Genomic DNA, 15,313 nt, shown 5'->3' with positions numbered 1-15,313 from the left:
AAGGGAACGCGCCCGTGACCGCTCATCAGCCGCCCCAGACCGTCCGCGCCAACGGCATCGACATCTGCTACGAGATCTTCGGGAACGACAATGCCGAGCCGCTGCTGCTGATCATGGGATTGGGCGCCCAGATGATCCATTGGGACGACGGCTTTTGCGAACAGCTCGCCGCGCGCGGCTTTCGCGTGATCCGGTTCGACAATCGCGACATCGGCAAGTCGAGCCATCTGGCCGGCGGCAAGCGCCTCACGCCGCTCGAGCTGTTGAAGCTGCGTTTCCTCAGGATTCCCGTCGCTGCGACCTACAAGCTGATCGATATGGCCAAGGACACGGTCGGCCTGATGGATGCGCTCGGCATCAAGTCGGCGCATCTGGTCGGGGCATCCATGGGCGGCATGATCGCGCAGGAGGTGACGCTGTCGTTTCCCGAGCGCGTACGCTCGCTGACCTCGATCATGTCGACGACCGGCAATCCGCGCGTGCCGCCGCCGACCCGCGAGGCCGCCGCGATGCTGATGGCGCCGCCGCCGCGCAGCAAGCAGGAGTTCATCGTCCGCTACGGCCAGACCTGGAAGGTGTTGCGTGCCGGGTCCTTTCCGGAAGAGGAAGCGCTCGATCCTGATCGTGCTGAGCGCGTGTTCGCGCGCGGGCTCAATCCGGCCGGCGTCGGCCGGCAGCTCCGCGCCGTGCTCGCCTCCGGCAGCAGGAAAGAGCGGCTGCGTGGCGTGACGACGCCGACGCTGGTGATACACGGCACCGTCGATCCACTGGTGCGGCCTGAAGGCGGCAAGGACACGGCAGAATCAATTCCGGGCGCAAAGCTGCTGATGATCGACGGCATGGGCCACGCACTGCCGATGCGGTTCTGGCCGGCGATCATCCGCGCCATCGACCAGCACGCGCATGGCGCGGCGGCGCAGGCGGCGTAGACCGGCGCGAACAGTCTCCTCACGGTGACCATGTGAGCTTCCGGTTACTGTCTTAACGCAGGCCGGCACGAAAGCTATACAGGCCTACCGCAATCGCAAGGCAGAGGCTGCAGCCTCTCGGAGCTCACATGAATCTCATCGTCCGGCCTGTCGCAATGATTGCGGCTTTCATCCTCATGCTGTCCCTCGGCAATGGCGCCGCAATCGCCGCCAGCGCCCAGGAAGAAGCCAACCGCACCGCAGTGCTTGCCTTCTACGAGAAGGGGCTCAATCAGAAGGACGTCGATGCGGCCCTCGCCTATGTCGGCGACCGCTACGTCCAGCACAATCCCAACGCCGCGGACGGACCCGACGGCTTTCGCAAGTTCATCGGCTTCCTACGCGAAAAATTTCCGAACTCCCACAGCGAGATCAAGCGCTCGTTCGTGGACGGCGACTATGTGATCCTGCACGTTCACGCGGTTCGCGAGCCCGGCACTAGGGGCAACGCCATCGTCGACATCTTCAAGCTGGAAAACGGCAAGATCGTCGAGCACTGGGACGTCGTGCAGCCGATCCCGGAAAATCCGGCGAACAACAACACAATGTTCTAGCTCAAAGACGTAGCTGCGTAGGGTGGGCAAAGGCGCGCTCTTCGCGCCGTGCCCACCATCCATCCGCATCGACGACGGGAATGATGGGCACGCTTCCATCTTCGCTCGTTGAGCTCCGGCGGACAAGCCGCTTTGACCACCCTACTTTTTCTTCGCCATCCAGATCACATGGCGGGCGCCACCGCCTCTTCCGGTAGCGCGGATATTGACTTCGTTGACGTCGAAACCGGCGTTGCCAAGGCGCTTGGTGAATGCCGGGTTGGGTCCCGATGACCAGACCGCGAGCACGCCACCCGGCCGCAGCGCCATCTTCGCCGCTTTCAACCCGCTTGCACTATAGAGCGCGTCATTGCCCTTCCGCGTCAGCCCCTCCGGCCCGTTGTCGACGTCGAGCAGAATGGCGTCGAAGGCCGATCGCTGCGCCCGGATGATTTCGCCGACGTCGCTTTCCCGGATCTTCACCCTTGCATCATCAAGACTGTTGCCGAAGACCTCCGCCATCGGACCTCGCGCCCAGGCGACCACGGCCGGCACCAGCTCGGAGACCACGATCTTCGCCTTGCTCTCGAGCACGGTGAGCGCCGCGCGCAGCGTAAAGCCCATGCCGAGCCCGCCGATGAGGACGACAGGCTTTGCGACGTTCTCAATCTGCTTCGCCGCGAGCGTGGCAAGTGCAGCCTCAGAACCCGACAGGCGGCTGTTCATCAGCTCGTTGGTGCCGAGCTTGATGGAGAACTCCTTGCCCCGCCGCATCAGGCGGAGCTCTTCGTCGGAGCCGGGGATTTTGGCGGTGTCGATCTTTTCCCAGGGAATCATGCCAGAGGTTTAGCATGATCCGGCCGGACGTCACCCGCCCGCCCAGACGTCCAGCACATAGCGGTTCTTCGCGCCCATCTCCTCGATGCAGCGCGCAGCTGTGACGGCATCGCTGCCGCTCTTCTCGCGGTGCATCGCGACGAGCGCCGCCTTCACGTCGGGCTCCATCCTGCTGCCATCGCCGCAGACGTAGACGATCGCGCCCTGCTCGATCAGCGGCCAGACCTTGTCCTTTTGCGCGGCGAGCACGTGCTGAACATAGGTCTTCGGTCCATCCGCCCGAGAGAATGCCGTGAAGAGCTCGGTGATGCCGCCTGCGGCGAGCGCCTTCAGCTCGTCCGCATAGAGAAAATCCTGGTCGGGATGGCGGCAGCCAAAGAACAGCATGGCCGGACCGAGCGCGGCCCCTTTGGCCTTGCGCGCGGCGCGCTCCTGGAGGAAGCCGCGGAACGGTGCAAGCCCTGTCCCGGGCCCGATCATGATGATCGGCACCGATGAATCATCGGGGAGGCGGAAGCCGGCCTTGGTCTCGCGCACGGTGGCGTAGATCACATCGCCCGCACGCCGGTTGGCGAGATAGTTCGAGCAGATGCCCTTGTAGGTGCCACGCCCGGAGGCGGCCGGTCCCTCGACCACGCCGACCGTAACGCTGCATCGCGCCGGATCCACCGACGGCGAGGACGAGATCGAGTAATAACGCGGTGCCAGCAGCGAGAGCATTTCCAGATAGACATGGAACGGCAATTCGCAGGCCGGATGTTCGAGCAGCAGGTCGAACACCGATTTGCGCCTGGCCAGAATTTCGGTGCGGTAGCGCTCGAGCGGCTCGGGCTCCTCGCCAACGAAGGCCAGCAGCTTCGGCTTGGTGACCGGGCAGCGGGTGTGCTCGGCCATGATCTGGATCTGCTTGCGGGTCGCTACCTGCTGCAGCTCGACGAACTCGCTGAGCAGGCGGCCGACCGACACCGCCTCGCCGACCGGCAATTGCGCGCGGCGGCCCTCGGCGACCTGGAGCCTGATCTGGTCGGCCGGCAGAAAGCCGAAGCGACGGGCGACCGAATCCACCAGCGTCGGGTCGTTCCGCGGGACCACACTCAGATGATCCCCGACGCGGTACGCAATGTTGGACGGAAGCTCCACCTCGATGTGACGCGTCGAACGCTCTGACGGATTGGAGCCGGCCTTGTTCTGAAGCTCGTCATTGTCCAGCACCTTCATCGCGACCGCGCCGCCCTGGGCGACGATGGTGTTGACGGCGGTCACCGCGACAGGCTCGATCGCGTAGAGCGGATCGTCCTCGGCGATGCGCGTAAAATTCCAGTCGATGCCGAATTCCCTGGTCGCAACCTGGGCTGCCGCCGGGAACCATTTCTGGAACTGGCCGTCGAGATCGCTGCGCGCATCGCCTTCGCCGCGCGGATAGACTGCGCGGGCGCCATGCGCCGACAATTGCTCGTCGATGAAGCGCGGCACCGATTGATAGGTCGCCGCCCAGTCGCTGTTGCCACAGCCGAACACGGCGTAGCGGACATTGGCGAAGGCATCCTTCGGCAGATCGTCGTCGAGCCATTTGACGAACTGTGTCGCATTGTCCGGCGGCGCGCCGTTGTAGGAGGCGCAGATGATCAGCACGCCGCCCTCCTGCGGCAGCTTGCCGACATAGTCGTCGAGCGGCCCGAGATGCACGGCAAAGCCGTTGATCTCCGCGAGGTCGGCCATGCGGGTGGCAAGCTCCTCGGCGGTGCCGAGATTGGAGCCATAGAGCACGAGCATCGGCGTGTTGTGGCCGGGCCGCGTCGTCGGCTGACGCGGCACTTTCGGCCCCGAAGCCGTCACCGCCGTGGGACCGCCATAGGCACCGCGTTCGCGATCGGCACGCGGGCGCACCTTGATCTTGAAGCCTTCCGGCTTCATCGTCAGCGTTTCCTTCATATGCATCTGGTAGCGCTGGTGGTCGATCAGCTTGAAGCGCTGGAGGATCATACCGAGCGCGAGCGCGGCCTCGTGCATGGCAAAGCCCCGGCCGATGCAGGCGCGCTGGCCGTTGCCGAACGGCTTCCAGGCATTGATCGGCCGCTTGGCCTCGGCCTCGCGGCTGAAATTCTCGGGATCGAATGCGTCCGGATTCGGCCCCCAGACCGAGGGATCGCGATGCAGCGCGGTCACCAGGATGGTAGTGAACGTGCCTTTCCTGAGCTTGTACTTGCCGCCGATGGTCTCGTCGTTGAGCGGCGAGATGCCATAGGCTGGCGCCGGCGGCCACAGCCGCAGCGACTCTTTCAATATCTGCGTGATGTAGGTGAGCTGCGTGACCTGTTGATAGGTCGGACGCACGTCGACATTGGGACCGAGGACGCGATCGACCTCGTCATAGGCCTTCTTGAGGATGTCCGGATGCTTGAGCAGCGCATAGATCGTGCACGACAACAGGCCGCTGGTGGTCTCGTGCCCCGCGATCAGGAACGTGTTGATCTGGTAGCGGATGTTGACGTCGTCGAGCTGCTCGCCGGTCGAGCGATCGACGCCGGTCATCATCGCAGCCAGCATGTCCTTCTTGTCGTCGATCCCCTCCGCACTCTTGCGGCGCTCGGCGATGATTTCGTCGACCATCTTGTTCATGAAGGCGACGTCTTCGGCAAGCGTCTTGCGCCGCTTCTGCATCCAGAGCTGCTCGAACGGCAGGCCGCGGGTCATCATGATGGTTTCGAGCGAGCGCACCAGCGACTCGACGAAGGGATGGTAGTCGCGCCGGTAGAACGAATTGAAGCGGTACTCGAAGCCGCACAGGCCGATCGTGTCCAGCGTCAGCGCGGTCATGTCGTGGACGACGTCGATCTCGTCGTCGGCGTTGAGCCGCTCCCATTTGTTCACAAGCTGCTCGGCGATGTCGACCATGCTCGGATGGTAGGACTGCATGGCGCGGTTGCCGAAGGGCTGGATCAGGATGTTGTGCGCCTTGCTCCAGTTCGGCTCCCTGGTGTCGGCCGTGAAAAGGCCGTCGCCTCCGACTGCGCGCACGCGCCGCAGCGCCCCGCGTACCGCCTTGTCGAAGCGCTTTTCGTCGGAGAGCTCGTCGACGAGATCGTGGCCGGAGACGACGACGATCGGCGAGCCCATCATGTCGAGCCAGAAGATCGGACCGAGCTCCTTGGCGAGCCGAGTCAGGTGCTGCACCGGTGCAGCCGAGTCCAGCGACAGCATGTTGCCGACCACCGGCTTGGTCGGCGGTTGCGGAATCGGATCCAGACGGTTCTTGGATGACATTAAGCGTGCTTCCCTGCCTTGGCCGTCAACGTTAGCCGAACCGCCTTCTACGCCATTCGATCAGCTTGGCACTGACCTCCTCCGGCTTCTCCTGCTGCGTCCAATGGCCGCTGTCGTGGACCAGATATTTTTCGAGATCGGGAATCAACTTGTCCATGCCATCGGCGGAAGACGGCGGCAGCACCGCGTCATTCTCGGCCATGATCATCAGCGACGGCACGCGCACAGTATGATCGAGCCCTTCGGCGCGCATCCAGTTGCGCGACATGTTGCGGTACCAGTTGATGCCGCCGGTGAAGCCGGTCCGGGTGAAATTGTCGACGAACACCTTTTTCTCTTCCGGCGACAGGATCGGCGCACGCGGATCGTGCTTGGCGTCGTAGCCGGCGATCATCTGCGGAAACGCCAGATTGACCCGCGGCGAAGCGCCGACACCGGCAACCACCTCCTCTGCCGGTGCGTCGGGGGGACGCGGCGCCGGCTTGCGCATGAACGCATCGAAGGTCTGCTCGACGCGGCTGCCGAAGATCCTGTCGGGTTCACGCGCAGGGTCCTGGAACTGCACGATGTACATCTTGTCGCCGAAGCGGGCGCGCAGCAGCTCGATCGGATCGGCCCAGGCCCGGTTGGTGTGCGGCGTGTTGATGCCGACCACGCCCGCGACGCGATCGATGTGCCGGAGCGGCATCTGCCAGACGACGAAGCCGCCCCAGTCGTGGCCGACGAAGACCGCCTTGTCGATTTGGAGATGATCGAGCAGCCCGACGAGGTCGCCAGTCAGATGTTCGATGTCGTAGGCCTCGACCGGCTCGGGCCGATCGGTCGCTCCGTAGCCGCGCTGGTCCGGCGCGATCACACGGATCCCGGCCTCGCTCAGCGCCTTGATCTGGTAGCGCCAGGAGAAGGCGAGTTCGGGCCAGCCGTGGCACAGGATCATCGGCGGCTTGTCAGTAACCGGGCCTGCCTCGTAGTAGCCCATGCGAATTCCGTTCGTCTGCACGAACTTGAGCGGTGGCATTTCAATCATCTCAGCATTCCTATTCCGCAGCGCCCTTGATATCGGCCGCAGGGGGCGCGTAGGCAGCCTCCAGCGCGGCAAACTCCTCCGGCAGCATGTCGCACATCACCTGCACGTGCGGAATGATGTTGGCGCCGACGATGAAGCCGAAATCGAGCTGGTCGCGATAGCTCTGCACGGTGATATTGAGCGCCTGCCCGTGCGTCGAGATCGACACCGGGAAGATGTGCAGCAGCTCCGCGCCGGCGGCATAGAGCGTCTGCCGCGGCCCCGGCACGTTGGACACCGTGATGTTGGCGGCCGGCGGCAGCACATCCGACAGGTTCGAGCGGCTGTAGAGCAGCGCCAGAACCTGGACCATCATCGGCGCACCGAGCATCGAGATGTTGGAAATCTGCGGCATCAGAGCCCGCAGCGGATGCGACATCTCCTTGGACTTGGTCGACTGCGCGATGATGGCTTCGAGCCGCGCCTTGGGATCGTCGATGTTGGTCGCGATCGAGCAGATCATGCCGAACACCTGGTTGTTGGCCTCGGTGTTGCCCTCCTCGCGCAGCGAGATCGGCACGGCCGCGGTCAGCGATTTTGCCGGAAGCGCGCCGAATTGCTGGAGGTAGCGCCGGACCACGCCGGAGGCGAGCGCCAGCACCACGTCGTTCAGCTTGCCGCCGGCCAGTTTGGCGAGCGCCTTGGAACGCGACAGCGAGATCGAAACCCCGGCAAAGCTGCGTTCCGAGGAAATCGTCTTGTTCAGCATGGTCGGCGGCGACACCATGCTGGCGAGGCTCTCGCGCGACTTCGGATCCGAGATCTTGCCGAGCACGTCGGAGACACTCTTGACCATGGTCGGGATGTTGCCGGCAAAGCGCACCGCGCTCTCGATCTGGTACATCGCGTTGTCGAACAGGATCGAGCCGATGTCGCTCTTGCCGGTGCGCGGCAGTTGCAGGTTCTTCGCGGCCGCCGAGGCATCGAGCGGCTGGGTGAACAGCTGCTGATAGGAATCGAGCAGGTTCGCGGCGATATCGCGCGGCTCCTGCCCGGGCTTGGCTCCCGCTGTCGGCGGGTCGACCTGCCGCGGGATCGGCGAGATGTCGTAGATCATGTTGGTCAGCGCCGCGCCGGCGCCGCCGTCGATCGCGGCATGGTGCATCTTTGAATAGAGCCCGACCTCGTTGTCCTTCATGCCCTCGAACACGTAGAACTCCCAGAGCGGGCGGGCACGGTTCAAGAGCTTGGCGTGCATCCAGCCGACGATGCGCTCGAGCGTGGCGCGGTCGCGCGGCTGCGGCAGACTGGCGCGGAAGATGTGGCGGTCGATATCGAACTGGTCGTCCTCGACCCAGGACGGATGATCGATATCGAGCGGCGCCTTCTCCAGCCGCGCCTTGAGGATCGGCGCGATGTGCAGGCGCGAGACGATCATCGCCTTGAAGTCTTCGAAGAAGTCGCCCTTGTAGCCGTCGGGCAGGCGGAAGATCGCCATGCTCCCGACATGCATCGGCATCTCAGGCGTTTCCAGATAAAGAAATGACGCGTCCAGCGACGACAGCTTCTTACCGTCAGCCATGGTTCCCTCCGCTCATATTTGACGGGCGCCTTTGCCGGCGCTTCTCGTCAGGCCGATACTGCCTGTTCCGGCGGGGCATATGCAATGGCAAACGGCCCTGCCCGGTCAAATGGCCAGAACTCCCCCTCCGGTTGCGCCAGCCGGTCGGCCACCGCCCACAGCGCCGCGGGGTTCACGCCGAGCCCGATATGGCTCGCCAGGTGCACCTCGATGTTCTCGGCACGGTCGGAAGGACGCAGCAGGCAGGTCCGCCAGTTCACGACGCCGTCGGCGCGCGAATAGATCGACGTCGCCGGCACCGGCAGATCGCCGGCGATCGCCGTGCGCAGCTCGGCAAAATCCTCCACCCGCTCGCCGGACATCATCTCGTAGAGCCGCGTGGCATTGGTCGCGCGCACGTCGTTGGCAAAGGGGCTGCCGAGCGTGATGACATTGCGGACCATCTCCGGCGCCTGGAGCGCGAGGTGGCGCGCATAGACGCCGCCGAGGCTCCAACCGACAAGGCTGATCTTGCGTCCGCTCGCTGCATGGATTTCGGCGAGACGGGCCCGCAGCGAATCCCGCATTCGTCCCAGTCCGCCGAAATTGCGGCCCATCCGCAAGGCATGTGCCTCATAGCCGAGCTCGCTGAAGTAGCGCCGCATCGGCGCCATCGAGAGGTCGCTGGCGAGAAAGCCCGGCAGCGCCAGCACCGGATGGCCATCGCCCTTGGGCGCGCGCATCAGGACCGGCGACAGCAACAGGCTGGCATTGAATTCGAAGAGCCCACGGGCTTCGGCCAGCAGCAAACCAAGGCTCGGCGGACGCAGCCGGCCCGAAGCCTGCGGCCCGTCCGGCCCGGACGACATTACTTCTTCTTGTCGCTGCTGCGGGTCCCGCCGAGGCCGGCCATGGTGACGAACATGTCCTGAAACCGCTCGGCGATCTTGGGATCGAAGGTGAACCAGCTCTGGATCAGAGATTCCGGCGAGACCTTGTCGATATTGCTCAAGACCTGCTGCTGCAGCTTTTCCATGACGGCAATCTGCATCGGCGAGACATCCGGCAATCCGAAGAACTGGCGGGCCTCAAGGGGGGTGCAGTCGATTTCGATGTTAACTTTCATGTCCCCTCCAGATGAGATTCGAGCGGCCTGACATAGTATCGTCTCGACATGGCATGCGACGCAAGCGACCTGAGGCGGGCGGCCGGGCACCGGGCTCGGCAATCGGCGGATATAGTCAATCAAAAGTCGAATGCCGCGAGCCTCCATGCACCCGGCTTGTCGCCCGGATTGCCGGTGAGCATTGCTGCACAGCGGCGCAACTTGGCGCGTTCCTTGCTGGAATGGCGCTTGCACGGGTCGAGAACTCTGGGCAACATGGATTAGGTCGCCCGCCGAATAATCAAAAATCGCGGCGCGGCAGAGTGGAGAGGGTCAAGAATGTCAGTCGGTCGATGTCTGTTTGCGGCGGCGCTCGCCGGTATGGTTGCGATTACGGTTTCGCCGGCGTCGAGCCAGACGCTGCGCTATGCCAACCAGGGTGACCTGAAGTCGCTCGATCCCTATACCCTTAACGAGAGCACCACTCACGCCCATCTCGGCCACGTCTATCAAGGCCTCACCGCGCGCGACAAGGACCTCAAGATCATCCCGGCGCTGGCGGAGAGCTGGGAAACTCCCGAACCGACCCGCTGGCGCTTCCACTTGCGCAAGGGCGTGAAGTTCCACAACGGCGACCCCTTCACCGCCGACGACGTGCTGTTCTCCGCAGATCGCGTCCGCAAGAAGGGGTCCAACATGCAGACCCGCCTTGCGCCCGACATCAAGGTGGTCAAGGTCGACGATTACACCGTCGATTTCGTCCTGCCCTCGCCCAATCCCATCCTGCATTCGTCGTGGGATGTCTGGTACATCATGGACAAGAAATGGGCCGAGGAGAACAACGTCGTCGACCCGACGCCGGTGGCGGCGACCACGCCGAGCTACGCCTCGCTCCACGAGAACGGCACCGGCCCCTTCATCATCGAAAGCCACCAGCCCGGCGTGAAGACGGTCTTCAAGGCCAACCCCAACTATTGGGGCAAGGTTGAAGGTAACCTCAAGGAGATCATCTTCACCCCGATCTCGTCCGATGCCACCCGGGTTGCCGCGCTGCTCTCGGGTGAAGTCGACGTTATCGAGCCGGTGCCGATCCAGGACATCTCCCGCGTCGATTCAAGCCCGAACGCCCAGGTGCTGAAGGGACCCGAGCTGCGCACCATCTTCATCGGCTTCGACCAGACGCGTGACGAGCTGCTCTACTCCAACATCAAGGGCAAGAACCCGTTCAAGGACGCCAAGGTCCGCGAGGCCTTCTACAAGGCGATCGACATCGAACTGATCAAGACGCGCGTGATGCGCGGGCTGTCGACGCCGTCGGCGCTGATGATCGCTCCGGAACTGTTCGCGCTGTCCAAGGAGTTCACCCGGCCGAAATTCGATCCTGACGGCGCCAAGAAGCTCCTGACCGAGGCCGGGTACCCCGATGGCTTCGAGGTCACCATGGATTGCCCGAACGATCGTTACGTCAACGACGCCGCGATCTGTCAGGCCGTCGTGGGCATGCTCGCCCGCATCGGCGTCAAGATCAATTTGCTGGCGCAGCCGAAGGCGCAATACTTCGCCAAGGTGTTGAAGCAAGGCGGCTATCAGACCTCGTTCTACATGCTGGGCTGGACGCCGAGCACGATGGACTCCCACAACGTGCTTTATGACATCATGGGCTGCCGCGACGATGCGAAATCCTCGCGGGGAGAGGCCAATCTCGGCGGCTATTGCAACAAGGAGTTCGACGCAATTACCGACAAGGTGCTGGTCGAGACCGACACCGCCAAGCGCAACCAGCTGATCAAGCAGGCCTACGAAATCGGCAACAAGGACTGGTCATACGTCCCGTTGCACCAGCAGGCGCTGGCCTGGGGTGTCTCGAAGAAGGTCAACCTGCCGCAGCGCGCCGACAATCTGGTCATGTTCCACTGGGCGACCAAGAAGGAATAGCGTCAGTGAACACGAGGTCCCGGCAGCGCCAGGCTTCCGGGACTTTTCCTTTTCCGGCTGACAAAGACGTCAACCAAACGCATACCTGAGGATAGTGGAAGACATGCTCGCTTTCACTCTTCGCCGCGCCCTCCAGGCCATCGGCGTCATGTTCGCCGTCGGCATCATCGCGTTCTCGATGTTCCGCTTCGCCGGCGACCCCGTCAACCAGATCGTCTCGATCGACACGTCGGCGGCCGAACGCGAAGCCGTGCGCAAGTCGCTCGGTCTCGATGATCCCGTGCCGGTGCAGTTCGTGCGATATTTCGGCAATGCCGCGCAGTTCAAATTCGGCGTCTCATATCAATTCCGCCAGCCGGTCTCGACGCTGTTGGTGGAGCGTATGCCCGCGACGTTGGAACTTGCGATATGCGCGACCGTATTCGCAATGGTGTTCGGCATCCTGATGGGCGTCTATTCGGCGCTGAAGCGCGACACGGTGCTTGCCAAATTATTCCAGGCGGTTTCGCTGATCGGCATCTCGTTGCCGACTTTCCTGATCGGCATTCTCCTGATCTATCTGTTCGCGGTAACGTTGGGCTGGTTGCCCTCGTTCGGCCGCGGCGAGGTGGTCAAGCTCGGCTGGTGGACGACGGGGCTGCTCACGCTGTCGGGTCTGAAGGCGCTGATCATGCCATCGATCACGCTCGGCCTGTTCCAGATGACCCTGATCATGCGGCTGGTGCGCGCGGAGATGCTGGAAGTGCTGCGGACCGACTATATTCGCTTCGCCCGGGCTCGCGGGCTGACCACCCGTGCCATCCATTTCGGCCATGCGCTGAAGAACACGCTCATTCCCGTGATCACGGTGGCCGGACTGCAATTTGGCTCGGTTATTGCATTTTCGATCATCACCGAAACCGTATTCCAATGGCCGGGCATGGGACTTCTGTTCGTGCAGGCCGTGCAAAACGTCGATATCCCGATTATGGCCGCCTACTTGCTGATGGTTTCTCTGATTTTCGTCACCATCAATCTGGTGGTCGATATCCTCTACACCGTGGTCGATCCGCGTCTGCGCTCGACCATCGGCCGCGCCGCATAAGGCAGCCTTCATGTCTGACGCAGTTGCCTCCAGTTCCGACAAGCCGAGCACGCAGCCGACGCACGCCGCGCGCGGCTGGCTTAGCCGCGCGCTCGACAGCGACGTCTTCTATTCCTTCCGCCGCTCCAAGCTCACCATGGTTGCGGCTGCCATCACGGTCTTGTTCTTCCTGCTTGCGATCTTTGCCACATGGCTTGCGGTCCAGAACCCGTTCGATCCGGCGCAGCTCCAACTGATGAACTCGCGGATCTCGCCGCTATGGACCGCCGACGGCCAGAGCCCGTTCCTGCTCGGCACCGATGAGCAGGGCCGCGACGTGTTCTCCGCCATCCTCTATGGCATGCGCATCTCGCTTGCCGTCGGCGTGGCCGGCGTCATCTTCGCCGGGGCGCTCGGAATCGCGCTCGGCCTGATCGCCGGCTATTTCGGTGGCGTGGTCGACGGCGTGATCATGCGGATAGCCGACGTGCAGCTCACCTTCCCCGCCATCCTGATCGCGCTGCTGGTCAACGGCATCGCGAAGTCGATCCTCGGCAACCGACTGGATGCCACCAGCATGCTGGTGGTGCTGGTGATCTCGATCGGCCTGAGTTTCTGGGTCGGATATGCCCGCACGGTGCGCAGTTCCGTGATGGTCGAGAAGAACAAGGACTACGTGGCCGCAGCGCAGCTGATCGGCCTGCCCGCACCAATGATCATGTTCCGCCACGTGCTGCCGAACACGATGGGCCCGATCCTGGTCATCGCCACCATCAACCTCGCGCTTGCCATCATCACCGAGGCGACCCTGTCCTTCCTCGGCGTCGGCCTGCCCGACACCATGCCGTCGCTCGGTACGCTGATCCGCATCGGCAACAACTATCTGTTCGCAGGCGAATGGTGGATCGTCGCCTTCCCCGGGCTTGCGCTCGCCGCGCTGATCCTGTCGATCAACCTGCTCGGCGACTGGCTGCGCGACGCGCTCAACCCGAAGCTCCGATGAGTATGCGCCGCTGATGACCGAACCCGTTCTTTCCGTGCGCAATCTCCAGGTCGAGTTCGCCTCCCGCCGCGGCACGCTCCGCGCGATCGACGGCGTCTCCTTCGACATCGCCAAGGGTGAGGTGCTGGGTGTGGTCGGCGAATCCGGCGCCGGCAAATCCGTCACCGGGCTTGCTGTGATCGGCCTGATCGATCCGCCAGGCCGCATCGCCGGCGGCGAGATTCGCCTTGCAGGCCTGCGCATCGACAATCTGCCGCCGGAGCAGACGCGCCGCATCCGCGGCAAACGCATCGGCATGATCTTCCAGGATCCCCTCACCTCGCTCAATCCGCTCTACCGCGTCGGCGACCAGATCATCGAGACCATCAAGACCCACCTGAACCTGTCCGAGACGGCGGCCCGTCGCCGCGCCATCGATTTGCTCGCCGAAGTCGGAATCCCCGCGCCGGAAAAGCGCATCGACGGCTATCCCCACGAATTCTCCGGCGGCATGCGCCAGCGCGTGGTGATTGCGCTCGCGATCTGCGCCGAGCCCGAGCTGATCATCGCGGACGAGCCGACCACCGCGCTCGACGTCTCCGTGCAGGCGCAGATCATCTCGTTGATCAAACGCCTGGGCCGTGATCACGGCACCGCCGTGATGCTGGTGACCCATGACATGGGCGTGATCGCCGAGACATCCGACCGCGTGGCGGTGATGTATGCCGGCCGTATCGCCGAGATCGGTCCCGTGCAGGACGTCGTCAGGAATCCGCTGCACCCCTATGCGAAGGGATTGATGGGCGCGATTCCGACGCTCGCTGGCGACGACAAGCGCTTGGTGCAGATCCCCGGCTCGATGCCGCGCCTATCGGCGATCCCGCGCGGCTGCTCGTTCAATCCGCGCTGCGCATTCGCCTTCGACCGTTGCCGCGTCGAGCGGCCGGAGCCGCTGCCGCGCGGCACGCAATCGGTCGCCTGCCACCTCTACGACACCGTGCCGGCGGAGAGCGCGGCATGAGCGCTCCTTTCGTCCAAGCCACGAATCTGCGCCGCGTCTTCGACGTCTCGAAGCCCTGGCTCAATCGCGTGCTCGAGGGCGGGCATCTCGAATACCTCAAGGCCGTCGACGGCGTCACCTTCGACATCAGGAAGGGCGAGACCTTTGCGCTGGTCGGCGAGTCCGGCTCGGGCAAGACCACGGTGGCGCGGATGGTGGTCGGCCTGTTGCCGCCGAGCTCCGGCAACGTGCTGATCGACGGTGTCTCGATGACGGATCCGCGGCAGGCCCAAGCGCGGCGAAAGCTGCGCCGCCGCATCCAGATGATCTTCCAGGACCCGTATGCGAGTCTGAACCCGCGCTTCCGGATCGATGCCATCATCTCCGAGCCTATCCGCGCTTTCGACCTGATCCAGGGCGAACGCGACATCCAGGCTCGCGTCGGCGAGCTGCTCAGCCTCGTCGGCCTGCACCCCGACGACCGGCTGAAGTTTCCGCACGAATTCTCCGGCGGCCAGCGCCAACGCATCGCGATTGCGCGGGCGCTCGCCTCCGACGCCGAATTCATCGTCTGCGACGAGCCGACATCGGCGCTCGACGTCTCCGTGCAGGCGCAGATCCTCAATTTGATGCGCGATCTCCAGGACAAGTTCGGCCTGACCTATATGTTCATCAGCCACAACCTCGCCGTGGTCCGCCACATGGCGAGCCGGGTCGGCGTGATGTATCTCGGCCGCATCGTCGAGATCGCGGAGGGCAAAGAGTTGTTCGCCCGCCCGCGCATGCCCTACACCAAGATGCTGCTGGGGGCCGTGCCCGATCTTGCCATGAGCGGCCGCCAGCGCATTCCGGTGAAGGGCGAGATCCCGAACCCGATCAATCCGCCGCCCGGCTGCGCCTTCAATCCACGCTGTCCGCTGGCGTTCGATCTCTGCCGCAAGGAAGGCCCGGAGCTGATCGACGGCGTCGCCTGTCACGCGGTCAACACCGCTCCGGTCCCGGCGTGACGCGCGCGTGCCATGCAGCCTGCGCATTGGCGGCACGGCGTCGCCTGTGATC

At 63.9% G+C, this 15,313-nt stretch carries 13 protein-coding genes; 7 read left to right on the top strand and 6 right to left on the bottom strand.

The genetic code is table 11. From position 1 onward, the window contains the following. Positions 1 to 14: 14 nt before the first annotated feature. A complete protein-coding gene (locus QSV46_RS09370) occupies positions 15 to 929 on the top strand; it encodes an alpha/beta hydrolase (protein ID WP_314949592.1) in 915 nt (304 codons plus the stop codon). 128 nt (positions 930 to 1,057) lie between these two features. Beyond that, positions 1,058 to 1,522 (top strand): nuclear transport factor 2 family protein, encoded by a 465-nt coding sequence (locus QSV46_RS09365; RefSeq protein ID WP_314949589.1) that lies wholly within the window; start codon positions 1,058 to 1,060, stop codon positions 1,520 to 1,522. 141 nt (positions 1,523 to 1,663) lie between these two features. Here QSV46_RS09365 and QSV46_RS09360 read toward each other — a convergent pair whose 3' ends face one another. The 6 genes from QSV46_RS09360 to QSV46_RS09335 are packed head-to-tail and all read right to left on the bottom strand — an operon-like array spanning position 1,664 to position 9,295. Then, positions 1,664 to 2,338, bottom strand: coding sequence for a spermidine synthase (locus QSV46_RS09360; protein WP_314949587.1), 675 nt, complete (start codon positions 2,336 to 2,338; stop codon positions 1,664 to 1,666). Between the two features lie 30 nt (positions 2,339 to 2,368). Beyond that, the gene (locus QSV46_RS09355; RefSeq protein ID WP_314949584.1) at positions 2,369 to 5,602 is read right to left on the bottom strand and encodes a bifunctional cytochrome P450/NADPH--P450 reductase; all 3,234 of its coding nucleotides are present in this window, start codon (positions 5,600 to 5,602) and stop codon (positions 2,369 to 2,371) included. 31 nt (positions 5,603 to 5,633) lie between these two features. Beyond that, positions 5,634 to 6,629: an alpha/beta hydrolase gene (locus QSV46_RS09350; RefSeq protein WP_314949581.1), complete on the bottom strand. Its 996-nt coding sequence runs from the start codon at positions 6,627 to 6,629 to the stop codon at positions 5,634 to 5,636. A 10-nt stretch (positions 6,630 to 6,639) separates the two neighbouring features. After that, positions 6,640 to 8,190, bottom strand: coding sequence for a wax ester/triacylglycerol synthase family O-acyltransferase (locus QSV46_RS09345; RefSeq protein ID WP_314949579.1), 1,551 nt, complete (start codon positions 8,188 to 8,190; stop codon positions 6,640 to 6,642). A 47-nt stretch (positions 8,191 to 8,237) separates the two neighbouring features. After that, positions 8,238 to 9,038 carry an esterase/lipase family protein gene (locus tag QSV46_RS09340; protein ID WP_314949577.1) on the bottom strand — a complete coding sequence of 267 codons (801 nt, stop codon included), beginning with the start codon at positions 9,036 to 9,038 and terminating at the stop codon, positions 8,238 to 8,240. After that, complete coding sequence (locus QSV46_RS09335) at positions 9,038 to 9,295, bottom strand: DUF6489 family protein (protein WP_314949576.1); 258 nt, start codon at positions 9,293 to 9,295, stop codon at positions 9,038 to 9,040. Before QSV46_RS09335 ends, QSV46_RS09340 begins: the two co-directional genes overlap by 1 nt. A gap of 318 nt (positions 9,296 to 9,613) precedes the next feature. Here QSV46_RS09335 and QSV46_RS09330 point away from each other — a divergent pair, with 318 nt between their 5' ends. The 5 genes from QSV46_RS09330 (at position 9,614) to QSV46_RS09310 (ending at position 15,261) form a co-directional block, all read left to right on the top strand. Then, positions 9,614 to 11,209: an ABC transporter substrate-binding protein gene (locus tag QSV46_RS09330; protein WP_314949573.1), complete on the top strand. Its 1,596-nt coding sequence runs from the start codon at positions 9,614 to 9,616 to the stop codon at positions 11,207 to 11,209. Between the two features lie 103 nt (positions 11,210 to 11,312). After that, positions 11,313 to 12,293, top strand: coding sequence for an ABC transporter permease (locus tag QSV46_RS09325; protein ID WP_314949570.1), 981 nt, complete (start codon positions 11,313 to 11,315; stop codon positions 12,291 to 12,293). Between the two features lie 10 nt (positions 12,294 to 12,303). Continuing rightward, on the top strand, positions 12,304 to 13,275 hold the full coding sequence (locus QSV46_RS09320) for an ABC transporter permease (RefSeq protein WP_314949569.1): 972 nt from the start codon (positions 12,304 to 12,306) through the stop codon (positions 13,273 to 13,275). A gap of 13 nt (positions 13,276 to 13,288) precedes the next feature. Next, positions 13,289 to 14,275 carry an ABC transporter ATP-binding protein gene (locus tag QSV46_RS09315; protein ID WP_314949568.1) on the top strand — a complete coding sequence of 329 codons (987 nt, stop codon included), beginning with the start codon at positions 13,289 to 13,291 and terminating at the stop codon, positions 14,273 to 14,275. Further along, positions 14,272 to 15,261, top strand: a complete 990-nt coding sequence (locus tag QSV46_RS09310; RefSeq protein WP_314949566.1) for an oligopeptide/dipeptide ABC transporter ATP-binding protein — start codon at positions 14,272 to 14,274, stop codon at positions 15,259 to 15,261. Before QSV46_RS09315 ends, QSV46_RS09310 begins: the two co-directional genes overlap by 4 nt. The last annotated feature ends 52 nt before the right edge of the window (positions 15,262 to 15,313 follow it).

Source organism: Bradyrhizobium cosmicum (genome assembly GCF_032290525.1).
In the GTDB taxonomy this organism is placed as follows: domain Bacteria; phylum Pseudomonadota; class Alphaproteobacteria; order Rhizobiales; family Xanthobacteraceae; genus Bradyrhizobium; species Bradyrhizobium cosmicum_A.
The sequence above is the reverse complement of the archived record's forward strand: the minus strand, read 5'-3'. Positions and strand labels throughout refer to the sequence as shown.